General features: G+C 58.5%; 10 protein-coding genes. 3 read left to right on the top strand and 7 right to left on the bottom strand.

Features of this window, described 5'->3' with window-relative positions:
* Nucleotides 1–88: 88 nt before the first annotated feature.
* The 5 genes from B5F98_RS03960 to B5F98_RS03940 form a co-directional block, all read right to left on the bottom strand.
* Complete coding sequence (locus B5F98_RS03960; protein ID WP_087369721.1) at nucleotides 89–910, bottom strand: restriction endonuclease subunit S; 822 nt, start codon at nucleotides 908–910, stop codon at nucleotides 89–91.
* Nucleotides 910–2442, bottom strand: a complete 1533-nt coding sequence (locus tag B5F98_RS03955) for an N-6 DNA methylase (protein ID WP_087369719.1) — start codon at nucleotides 2440–2442, stop codon at nucleotides 910–912. Before B5F98_RS03955 ends, B5F98_RS03960 begins: the two co-directional genes overlap by 1 nt.
* A 183-nt stretch (nucleotides 2443–2625) precedes the next feature.
* Nucleotides 2626–4167, bottom strand: coding sequence for a glutamine-hydrolyzing GMP synthase (guaA, locus tag B5F98_RS03950; protein ID WP_087369717.1), 1542 nt, complete (start codon nucleotides 4165–4167; stop codon nucleotides 2626–2628).
* A gap of 17 nt (nucleotides 4168–4184) precedes the next feature.
* Nucleotides 4185–7394, bottom strand: a complete 3210-nt coding sequence (gene carB / locus B5F98_RS03945; RefSeq protein ID WP_087228859.1) for a carbamoyl-phosphate synthase large subunit — start codon at nucleotides 7392–7394, stop codon at nucleotides 4185–4187.
* Nucleotides 7394–8479: a carbamoyl phosphate synthase small subunit gene (locus tag B5F98_RS03940; protein ID WP_087228862.1), complete on the bottom strand. Its 1086-nt coding sequence runs from the start codon at nucleotides 8477–8479 to the stop codon at nucleotides 7394–7396. The genes carB and B5F98_RS03940 overlap by 1 nt, the downstream gene beginning before the upstream one ends.
* A gap of 179 nt (nucleotides 8480–8658) precedes the next feature.
* On the opposite strand from B5F98_RS03940, the gene B5F98_RS03935 reads away from it, so the two are divergent.
* The gene (locus B5F98_RS03935; RefSeq protein ID WP_087369715.1) at nucleotides 8659–9339 is read left to right on the top strand and encodes a DUF421 domain-containing protein; all 681 of its coding nucleotides are present in this window, start codon (nucleotides 8659–8661) and stop codon (nucleotides 9337–9339) included.
* Nucleotides 9336–9719 (top strand): DUF4363 family protein, encoded by a 384-nt coding sequence (locus B5F98_RS03930; protein WP_087369713.1) that lies wholly within the window; start codon nucleotides 9336–9338, stop codon nucleotides 9717–9719. The genes B5F98_RS03935 and B5F98_RS03930 overlap by 4 nt, the downstream gene beginning before the upstream one ends.
* 99 nt (nucleotides 9720–9818) lie before the next feature.
* On the opposite strand, the gene B5F98_RS12910 is transcribed toward B5F98_RS03930, so the two are convergent.
* Nucleotides 9819–9965, bottom strand: coding sequence for a hypothetical protein (locus B5F98_RS12910; RefSeq protein WP_158096579.1), 147 nt, complete (start codon nucleotides 9963–9965; stop codon nucleotides 9819–9821).
* A 148-nt stretch (nucleotides 9966–10113) separates the two neighbouring features.
* On the opposite strand from B5F98_RS12910, the gene nrdR reads away from it, so the two are divergent.
* Complete coding sequence (gene nrdR / locus B5F98_RS03925; RefSeq protein WP_087228871.1) at nucleotides 10114–10569, top strand: transcriptional regulator NrdR; 456 nt, start codon at nucleotides 10114–10116, stop codon at nucleotides 10567–10569.
* A 51-nt stretch (nucleotides 10570–10620) separates the two neighbouring features.
* Here nrdR and upp read toward each other — a convergent pair whose 3' ends face one another.
* Nucleotides 10621–11250, bottom strand: coding sequence for a uracil phosphoribosyltransferase (gene upp, locus B5F98_RS03920; RefSeq protein ID WP_087228874.1), 630 nt, complete (start codon nucleotides 11248–11250; stop codon nucleotides 10621–10623).
* Nucleotides 11251–11259 lie beyond the last annotated feature (9 nt).

The raw sequence follows: 11259 nt of genomic DNA, 5'->3' as shown, positions 1-11259 counted from the left end.
TGGTAGTGACTCATTGGGGATTCCTCCTTATGGTTTGTCTCGTCAACTGCCATTTTACAGGAATTTCCCCAATGGGTCATCTTTTATTTTAGGTGTTGCACTTGCATTGTAAATCTCCAAACAAGTAATGTTGTAACTCCTCATCAGAACAACGTAATCTTTTAAGGCTAGAGAAATCTGTTACTTTTCCATCATAAAATCCACCAATTCTCAATATTGGAGTTCCTTCACCGTTAATATTATAATCAGATTGTGGTTTATAAAGGCCGTTTTGTGGCTTAACGGTTAGTACCGAACCAAATTCAACTGTTGGAAGATTGTGCGGATTCACCACCGGGTCTCCAAACATCTCCACAAACCTAGACTTCACCAGCAAGTCCAGCTTGTCAAGCTGCCCCTGACGCTTGGCAATTAGGTCGCTGACCTTATCTAGCACTGCTACAATCTTCCGTTGTTCATCAAGTGGCGGAAGACTAATCTGCAAATCAGCAATATGCTCATTTCTTAAATTATTTATGTTTGCACCCGCTGAAGCAGCAGATATGTGATTGCGATAGTACGGAGATTGAAAGAAGTGCCCAATATATTCCGCACACTCGACTTTCGGGCGAACAACTTTACAAAAAGCTCCAAAAACCATAGGCAAATCCGTATGAACAATGGCTGCCTTACCTACAAGTTCTTTGCTACCGCTGGAGGTACAAACAAGTATATCTCCCTTTTTTAGGTACTGCTTTTCATCCACTCTGTTTTTTGAAACATATACAACATCATCAAAAACTAGGTTCCCGTTTTGAATATTATTGGCTCGTAACAAAACTACAGAATTATCATCTAATTTATCGCTCAAGTCAGAGGGCCTATATGATACACCTCTAATTTGTTCAATCACATCCCCCAATCTCGCCATCACAGCATCCCCTCCAACTCCGCCAGCCCTGCGGTGATCTCCATCTCCAGTTGGTGCAGGTCTGCCATGATTTCCGCAGTAGAGGGATACTCCACGGGGACATACTCCACCTTCTTATACTTATTGATGGACAGGTCATAGTCGTTCTGGGCGATTTCCTCCCGGGGCACAAAGAAACTTTGCTCCGTGCGCTCCCGCTCCTGCTCCCCCTCCAGGTCATGGAACCGGGCGATGAGGTCGGGAATGTCGTTTTCCTCCACCGGGCTACGCTTGTCGTCCAAGGACAGGCCGTCCGCCTTCATGTCGTAAAACCACACCTGGTCGGTGCCGCCCGCTCCGGTCTTGGTGAACACCAGCACCGCCGTGGACACTCCGGCGTAGGGCTTGAACACGCCGCTGGGCATGGAAATCACTGCCTGAAGCTGGTGGTTCTCCACCAACTCCTTGCGGATGGCCTTGTGGGCCTTGGAGGAGCCAAACAGCACCCCGTCGGGGACGATACAGGCGCACCGTCCCCCCTTCTTCAACATGCGCAGGAAGAGGGCCAGGAACAGAAGCTCGGTCTTTTTGGTGTTGGTGACCGCCTTCAAATCGTCGTTGATGCTCTCGGCGTCCACCGTCCCCTTAAAGGGGGGATTGGCCAGACAGATGGTATACCGCTCGCTGATCTGGTTTTGCTTGGACACGCTGTCCTGATAGGAGATATCCGGGTGGCTGATGGAGTGGAGCATCAGGTTCATGGCGGAGATGCGCAGCATGGTGGGGTCGGTATCAAAGCCCGTGAAGCAGTCCCCGGCAAAGTGGGCCCACTGCTCCTCGGTCATGGTGTCCTCGCAGTGGTCCCGGATGTACTGGGCCGCAGAGACCAGGAAGCCAGCGGTGCCACAGGCGGGGTCACAGATGGCATCATCGGGGGTGGGCTGCAACAGCTCCACCATCATGTCCCGGATGTGCTTGGGGGTGCGGAATTGGCCGTTGGCCCCGGCAGTGCTGAGCTTACTGAGCATGTACTCGTACAGGTCCCCCTGCATGTCCCGCTCCGCAATGTCGTGCTCATAAAGTTCGTCCAATCCGGTGATGATCTTTTGCAGCACCTGGGGGGTGGGAATGAGAAACATGGCGCTGTCCATATAGCGGGCGAAGGCGGTGTCCTCCTGCCCCTCTCCCCCGCTCTGGGCGTCCACCTCCACCATGGTGCCGTCCTCCTGGAAGTCAGGGAGTTTTCCACTGCGCATGTTCTTAATGGCAGGAAAGACCCGCTGGGAAATGATATCGAACATGGCCCGGGGGTCCCGATTCTTGAACTTGCTCCACCGCATGGCCTGGCCCGCCGGGGACTGGGGGAAAATCTTGTCCATGTGCTCCCCGGTGAGGTTCTCGAACTCCTCCCGCTCCAGCTCCTTCTCGTCCAGGGAGCGGATGAACATCAGGTAGGTGAGCTGCTCAATGACGGTGATGGGGTTGGTGATGCCGCCCGCCCAGATATCCGTCCAAATCTTATCAATCTTATTTTTAATGGCTCCAGTTATCATAACATCGGTCCTCGATTTCAAAGTTAATGGGTATATTATACTAAATTTCCCCATCACATTCAATGTGGGATTGCCCAATCAGAGGGCCACAAATGGGACTTTACCCCTCTCGTGGGCGAGGCAGGAAAAAGGACCGCCCGATTCTCCATCGAGCGGTCCCTTTGTGGTTCTATTTACTTCCAATTATTCCCACTCGATAGTGGCAGGAGGCTTGGACGTGATGTCGTAGCAGATACGGTTGATGCCGGGCACCTCGTTGACGATGCGGACGCTGATCTTGTCCAGCAGGTCGTAGGGAATGCGGGCCCAGTCCGCGGTCATGAAGTCGCTGGTGGTGACAGCACGCAGGGCCAGGGTGTAGTCGTAGGTGCGGCCATCGCCCATGACGCCCACGGAACGGGTGTTGGTCAACACAGCAAAATACTGGTTGATGTTCTTGTCCTCGCCAGCAGCGGCGATCTCCTCCCGGTAGATGGCATCGGCATCCCGCAGGGTGTCCAGCTTCTCCTTGGTCAGGTCGCCGATGACACGGATGGCCAGGCCGGGACCGGGGAAGGGCTGACGGCTGACCAGGTACTCAGGCAGCTGGAGCTCACGGCCCAGCTGACGCACCTCGTCCTTGAACAGCAGACGCAGGGGCTCCAAAATCTCCTTGAAGTCCACATAGTCAGGCAGGCCGCCCACGTTGTGGTGGCTCTTGATGACGGCAGCGTCGCCAGCACCGGACTCGATGACATCGGGGTAAATGGTGCCCTGAGCCAGGAAGTCCACAGCGCCAATCTTCTTGGCCTCTTCCTCAAAGACGCGGATAAACTCCTCGCCGATGATCTTACGCTTGTGCTCGGGCTCTTCCACACCAGCCAGCTTGGCCAAGAAGCGGGACTCAGCGTCCACCCGGACGAAGTTCATAGCCCACTTGGAGAAAGCGGCCTCCACCTCGTCGCCCTCGTTCTTACGCATGAGGCCGTGGTCCACGAACACACAGGTGAGCTGGCTGCCCACAGCCTCGGCCAGCAGAGCGGCGCACACAGAGGAGTCCACGCCGCCGGACAGGGCCAGCAGCACCTTACCATCGCCCACCTTTTCCCGGATGGCGGCAATGGCGGTGTTCTTGTAGTCCTCCATGGTCCAGTCGCCAGCGGCGTGACAGACCTCATAGAGGAAGTTGCGGATCATCTTCACGCCGTTTTCGGTGTGGTTGACCTCAGGGTGGTACTGCACGCCGTAGAAGCCCTTCTCCTCGTTGGCGATGGCCACGTTGGGGCAGTTGGCGCTGTGAGCCACCAGGTCAAAGCCCTGGGGCACCTGGGCCATGTAGTCGCCATGGCTCATCCAGGAAATGCCCTGCTCGGGCAGGCCCTTGAAGATGGGGCTGTTGGTGTTGTACCAGGTCTCGGTCTTGCCGTACTCCCGGGCGGTGTCGTCCTGGGCAGGGGTGACCTGGCCGCCCAGGGTGTGGGCCATAAGCTGGCAGCCGTAGCAGATGCCCAGCACAGGCACACCCCAGGTGAATATCTCGGGGTCCACCTTGGGGGACCCCTCCTCATACACAGAGTTGGGGCCACCCGTGAAGATGATGCCGATGGGGTTCATGGCCTTGAGCTCGGCCAAGGAGGTGGTATAGGGTTTGACTTCGCAGTACACGTTGCACTCACGCACACGGCGGGCAATGAGCTGGTTGTACTGTCCACCGAAGTCCAGAACGATGACCGTTTGATGTGCCATTCTGATAGTTTCCTCCCTTAGATGGTAGTCACGTCAATGGGACGCAGGTCTGCGCTGCGGCTCTGCTCACGGACGGTGAGCATGGCACGGGCAGTATCAATGGCGGTGACACAGCCCACAGAGTGCTCCACGGTGGCACGGCGGATCTTGAATCCATCGGTGTCGTGGCGGCGGCCCTTGGTGGGGGTGTTGATGACCAGGTCGATGGTGCCGGAGGCGATCATGTCGCTGATGTTGGGGTGGGCCTCGGAGACACGGGCCACCTGGGTGCAGGGTACGCCAGCCTCATGGAGCACCTCACAGGTGCCGGCAGTGGCCAGAATCTCAATGCCCATGTCGGCAAAGCCCCGGGCAATGCCCACGATCTCCTGCTTGTCCTCGTCCTTGACGGTGATGATGATACGGCCACCCTTCTTGGGGACCCGCATGTTGGCGCCCTTGAAGGCCTTCAAGAGGGCCTGGGGGAAGGACTCGGCAATGCCCAGCACCTCGCCGGTGGACTTCATCTCAGGGCCAAGGCCAGTGTCCACGTCGGTGAGCTTCTCGAAGGAGAACACGGGCATCTTCACGGCGTAGTAGTCGGCCTCCTTGTAGATGCCGGTGCCGTAGCCCAGGTCCTTCAGCTTCTGGCCCACCATAACCTTGGTGGCCAGGTCAATGATGGGCACACCAGTGACCTTGGAGATATAGGGGATGGTACGGGAGGAACGGGGGTTGACCTCGATGACGTACACATCGTCGTTGTAGATGATGAACTGGATGTTGATCAGGCCGATGACGCCCAGGGCCTTGGCCAGATCACGGGTATAGCGCAAGATGGTCTCCTTGTGCTTGTCCTCCACGTGAATGGTGGGATAGACAGAGATGGAGTCGCCGGAGTGGACGCCAGCCCGCTCGATGTGCTCCATGATACCGGGAATCAGGATATCCTCGCCGTCAAACACGCCGTCCACCTCAACCTCACGGCCCATGAGATACTTGTCGATGAGGATGGGGTGCTCCTGGACGGTGCGGTTGATGATGCGCATAAAGTCGGTGATGTTGCGGTCGTTGTAGGCAATCTCCATGCCCTGGCCGCCCAGCACGTAGGAGGGGCGCACCAGCACGGGATAGCCGATCTCATTGGCGGCCTGGAGGGCCTCCTCAGTGGTAAACACGGTGCGGCCCTTGGCGCGGGGAATGCGGCACTGGTTGAGGATCTCGTCGAAGCGCTCACGGTCCTCGGCGGCATCCACGCCGTCGGAGGAAGTGCCCAGAATGGGCACACCCATGTCGGTGAGGGCCTTGGCCAGCTTGATGGCGGTCTGGCCACCGAACTGCACCACAGCGCCGTCGGGCTTCTCCTGCTCCACGATGTTCTGCACGTCCTCGGCAGTCAGAGGCTCGAAGTACAGCTTGTCGGCCACGTCGAAGTCGGTGGAGACGGTTTCGGGGTTGTTGTTGACGATGATGGTCTCATAGCCCAGTCGCTTCAGAGACCACACAGAGTGGACGGAGCAGTAGTCGAACTCGATGCCCTGGCCGATGCGGATGGGGCCAGAGCCCAGCACCAGCACCTTCTTGCGGTCGTGCTCGCCGCCGTCGGCCTCGTTCTCTCCGTCGTAGGTGCAGTAGTAGTAGGGGGTCTCTGCGTCGAACTCGGCGGCGCAGGTGTCCACCATCTTGAAGGAGGGCACGATGCCGTACTTCTCCCGCAGAGCCTTGACGTCCTTCTGCTCCATGCCGCAGAGGTTGCCGATGTAGCTATCGGCAAAGCACATCTCCTTGGCCTCCTTCAAGGTGTCCACATCGGGCACGCCACGGCAGGCCTTGAGGCGCTCTTCCATGTCGATGATGCGCTTGAAGCCGTCCAGGAACCACATGTCCATCTTGGTGATCTGGTTGATCTTGTGGGGGGACACGCCACGGCGCAGAGCCTCCGCCACCACGAACAGACGCTCGTCGGTGACCTGGGCCAGCAGGTCCTCCACCTCGTCGGTGTACAGGTCGTCCAGCTTGTCCAGCTTCAGAGCCCGCACGTTGAGCTCCAGGGAGCGGATGGCCTTCATGAGGGCGCCCTCGAAGGAGTTGGCAATGGCCATGACCTCGCCGGTGGCCTTCATCTGGGTGCCCAGAGTACGGCTGGCGGTGGTGAACTTATCAAAGGGCAGGCGGGGAATCTTCAGCACGCAGTAGTCCAGGGTGGGCTCGAAGCAGGCCGTGGTCTTGCCGGTGACGGCGTTGGGAATCTCGTCCAGGGTATAGCCCAGAGCCACCTTGGCAGCCACCTTGGCGATGGGATAGCCAGTGGCCTTGGAGGCCAGAGCGGAGGAACGGGACACACGGGGGTTGACCTCGATGACGGCGTACTCGAAGCTGTCGGGGTTCAGAGCGAACTGGCAGTTACAGCCGCCCTCGATCTCCAGAGCAGAGATGATATCCAGAGCGGCAGTACGCAGCATCTGGAACTCCTCATTGGCCAGGGTCTGGGTGGGAGCCACCACGATGGAGTCGCCGGTGTGCACGCCCACGGGGTCGATGTTCTCCATGGAACACACGGTGATGACGTTGCCAGCGGAGTCACGGAGCACCTCGAACTCCACTTCCTTCCAACCGGCAATGCAGCGCTCGATCAGAACCTGGTTGACGCGGCTGAGGTTGATGCCGCGGTCGGCGATCTCCCGCAGGGAGGGCTCGTCGTAGGCAATGCCGCCGCCGGTGCCGCCCAGGGTGTAGGCGGGACGGACGATGACGGGGTAGCCGATGGTGTTGGCGAAGGACACGGCGTCCTCCACGCTCTCCACCACCTCGGAGGTGACGCAGGGCTGGCCAATCTCCTCCATGCAGTCCTTGAAGCCCTGGCGGTCCTCGGCCTTGCGGATGGACTCAGGGGAAGTGCCCAGCAGCTTCACGCCGTACTTGGCCAGGGTGCCATTCTCGTGGAGGGCCATGGCCAGGTTCAGGCCGGTCTGGCCGCCCAGCGTGGGCAGGATGGAGTCGGGACGCTCCTTCTCAATGACCTGGGTGACGGTGGGGATGTTCAGGGGCTCGATATACACATGATCGGCAATGTCCTTGTCGGTCATGATGGTGGCGGGGTTGGAGTTGACCAGTACAACCTCCAGGCCCTCCTCTTTCAGAGCACGGCAGGCCTGGGTGCCGGCGTAGTCGAACTCAGCGGCCTGGCCGATGACGATGGGGCCAGAGCCCAGCACCAGCACCTTCTTGATTTCGGGATTCTTAGGCATTACTTGTCACCTCCCATGGATGCGATAAAACGGTCGAACAGATACTCGGTATCCCGGGGACCGGCGTTGGCCTCGGGGTGGAACTGGGTGGTAAAGCAGTTGGGGCGCTTGTAGCGCAGGCCCTCCACCGTGTTGTCGTTGACGTTGATGTGGCTGATCTCGGCCACCTCGGGGTGGACGGAGTCGGCCAGCACCATGTAGCCGTGGTTCTGGCTGGTGATGAAGACCCGGCCCTCGGCAATGTCCCGCACGGGGTGGTTGCCGCCACGGTGGCCGTAGTCCAGCCGCCCGGTGCGGGCGCCGGTGGCCAGAGCCAGCATCTGGTGACCCAGGCACACGCCGAACATGGGGATATCGCTGTCATAAAGCTTCTTGAGCTGGGCAATGCACTCCACGTTCTCGGCGGGGTCGCCGGGGCCGTTGGAGAGCATCACGCCGTCAAAGCCGCCCTCCAGTACCGTCTCAGCGGGAGTAGAGGCGGGGAATGCGGTGACTTCGCAGCCACGGCGGCACAGGCAGTCAATCATGTTCTGCTTGACGCCGTAGTCCATCATGGCCACCCGGTACTTCTGCTCACCCACAGCGGGGAACACCTCGGGCTCCTTGCGGGTGACCCGCTCCACGGTGCCCTCCACCTTGTAGGCGCGGAGCTTGTCCAAAATCTCCGCCACATTAAAATGCTCCGCACAGGTGATCATGCCATTCATGCTTCCCTGATTGCGGAGGATCTTGGTCAGGGCACGGGTGTCTACCCCTTCAATTCCTGTGATGTTGTTGTCTTTCAAAAAGTCATTCAGTTCGCCCTCGCAGCGGAAGTTGCTGCCCCGGGGGGACAGATGACGAACCACAAATGCCTCCACCCAAGGACGGGAGGACTCGTTATCCCAATGGTTCACTCCATAGTTGCCGATGAGGGGATAGGACATGACCACGCCCTGCCCCGCATAGGAGGGGTCGGTCAAAATTTCCTGATACCCGGTCATGGAGGTGTTAAATACCATCTCGCACACCCGATCTGCGGTGGCTCCGATGGATCGACCTTGGAACATAGCACCATTGGCCAGAATCAAAGTTGCCTTCAACATATATCCCACCTTTATTTATACTCGGTTCATTTTATCGCAAAACCATCCAAAATACAAGAAATTCTCGCAGGCTTTTTCATGTCATTTATAAAATCGGAATTATGGACAAACGCCAGGGATATTCCCCTAGATTCAAGGGCAAAATGTTCAATAAACCATATTTTACCGGAGGTGTTCCCATGTTTGTGGTACTCATTCGCACGTTGGTGCTCTACATTCTCCTGGTGGCGGGCATTCGTCTGCTGGGCAAGCGGCAGTTGGGGGAGCTGGAACCCAGCGAGCTGACCCTGGCCCTCATCATCGCCGACCTGGCCAGCGTCCCCATGCAGGACAACGGCATCCCCCTGCTCACCGGGGTCATTCCCATTGCGGTGCTGCTGGCCATTGCCTCCATCCTCTCCATTCTCTCCACCAAGTCCATCCGGTTCCGCACCCTCCTGGGGGGCCGCCCCAGCGTGGTGGTGCGCCAGGGGCAGGTGGTGGAGCAGGCCCTGCGGGCCAACCGCCTGACCCTGGACGAGCTTCTGGAGGAACTGCGCATTCTGGGCCACCCCTATCTGGAGGAAATCCATACCGCCGTGCTGGAGACCAACGGCCAACTGTCCGTCCTCCCTTACGCCGCCCTGCAGCCCGCCACCGCCCGGCAGGTGGGGCAAGACCCGGAAGAGCCCGGTCTGCCCCTGGTGGTCATCAGCGACGGGCGGCTGCTCGCCCAGGGCCTGCGGGGCCGAGGGTACGGGGACCAGTGGCTCCAGCAGCAGCTTGCCTCCCACGGTCTCACCTCCCATAAGCAGGTGTTTCTCATGACGGTGGACGATCTGGGCCACACCTATTGTGTCCCCAAGGAGGGCAAGCAATGAAACGACTGTTATGTTCGGTGGCCCTTCTGGCCGCCTTAGTGGCCGGGTGCTCCCTCCACGTGTGGTACCTCTCCCATGAAACCCAGTCCCTCTCTGCCCAGCTGGAACAGGCCGGGGAGGCGGTACAGCAGGGGGATTGGGAGAAAGCCTACGACCTCACTCAGAATGCCTGGAAAAACTGGGAGGACCAGATGTTCTACCTCCACACCACCCTACACCACGACGACATCGACGGGGTGAGTACCGCCTTCCAGGAAGCGTTGGCCATTTTGGAGCAGCGGGAACAGCCGGGGGAATATGCCGCGGCCAACGCCCGCATTCTCTATCAGCTGGAGCTGCTGGTAGAGGCGGAGCTTCCCTCCCTGCAAAACATCCTGTGAGCCTGCCCTGAGAGGGCGGGCTCCTCTTTCTAGAAAGGGAAAGCGTGTGTACAAAACCTCTTGGTCTCATACACACGCTCTCTCCTTCAGGCTCCGCTCTTAGTAGCCCTTGCCCATGGGGTTCTTGCTCTCCATGCCGGACTGCTTGCGATTCTCCGGGGACTGCTTCTTGCGGTTCTCGGTGCTCTGGCGCTTGCAGTTTTCAGAGCCCATCTTATTGGTCATGCGGCTATCACGTTTATCCATGTTTATCACCTCACTGTCAGCAGTATGCCACCCCGGAATTTTCTTTATGCAAGGCGAAAAAAATTTTTTACAACTGGTACACACCCGCCCACTTTTATGTTATAATTTCCACAATCTTATCATCACACAAGGAAAGGATGATCCGCCCGTGAAATGCCCCTTTTGTGCCCACCCTGAGAGCAAGGTGGTAGACTCTCGCCCCGCCGACGAGGGCAGCAGCATTCGCCGTCGCCGGGAATGCCTGGCCTGTCACAAGCGCTTCACCACCTACGAGACCATGGAGAGCCTCCCCCTGGTGGTCATCAAGCGGGATGGTCGCCGCCAGTCCTTCGACAAGACCAAGCTCATGGGCAGCATGCTCAAGGCCTGCGAGAAGCGCTCGGTACCCACCGACACTCTGGAGCGCATCGCCGATGAGATCGAGCAGACTCTGCAGAATGAGCTGATGCGTGAAATTCCCTCCACCCAGATCGGCGAGCTGGTGATGGAGAAGCTGCGGAACGTGGACGAGGTGTCCTATGTGCGCTTTGCCTCGGTATACCGCCAGTTCAAAGACATCAACACCTTTATGGAAGAGCTGGACAAGCTGCTGAAAGAGAGATAAAAAAATCGTCCCGGATTTTCGAGCGGAAAATCCGGGACTATTTTTTATTCTTTACTTGGTGCCGAAGATGCGGTCGCCAGCGTCGCCCAGACCGGGCACGATATAGCCGTGGTCGTTGAGCTTCTCATCCAGCCCAGCCACGTAGATGTCCACGTCGGGGTGCTCCTTCTGGATGCAGGCGATGCCCTCGGGAGCGGCCAGCACGTTCATCAGCTTGATGTGCTTGCAGCCGTAGCCCTTGAGGAAGGTGATGGCAGCGGCAGCAGAGCCGCCGGTGGCCAGCATGGGGTCCAGCACGATGACATCCCGCTCGGCGATGTCGCTGGGCATCTTGCAGTAGTACTCCACGGGAGCCAGAGTCTCAGGGTCCCGGTACAGGCCGATGTGGCCCACCTTGGCGGAGGGAATCAGATTCAAAATACCGTCCACCATACCCAGGCCAGCCCGGAGAATGGGCACCACAGCCAGCTTCTTGCCGGCCAGCATCTTGAAGGTGCCGGTGGCCACGGGAGTCTCAATGGTCACATCCTCCAGAGGCAGGTCCCGGGTGGCCTCGTAGCACATCAGCCCTGCAATCTCAGAGACGATGCTGCGAAAGTCCTTCACGCCGGTGTTCTTGTCCCGCAGGATGGACAGCTTGTGCTGAAGGAGCGGATGGTCCAAAACGTGTACTTTTTCCATAGTCGTCAA

Origin of the sequence: Pseudoflavonifractor sp. An44 (genome assembly GCF_002161675.1) — a bacterium.
GTDB classification, from domain to species: Bacteria; Bacillota; Clostridia; order Oscillospirales; family Oscillospiraceae; genus Enterenecus; species Enterenecus faecium.
This window is presented reverse-complemented; position numbering and strand designations above follow the sequence as displayed.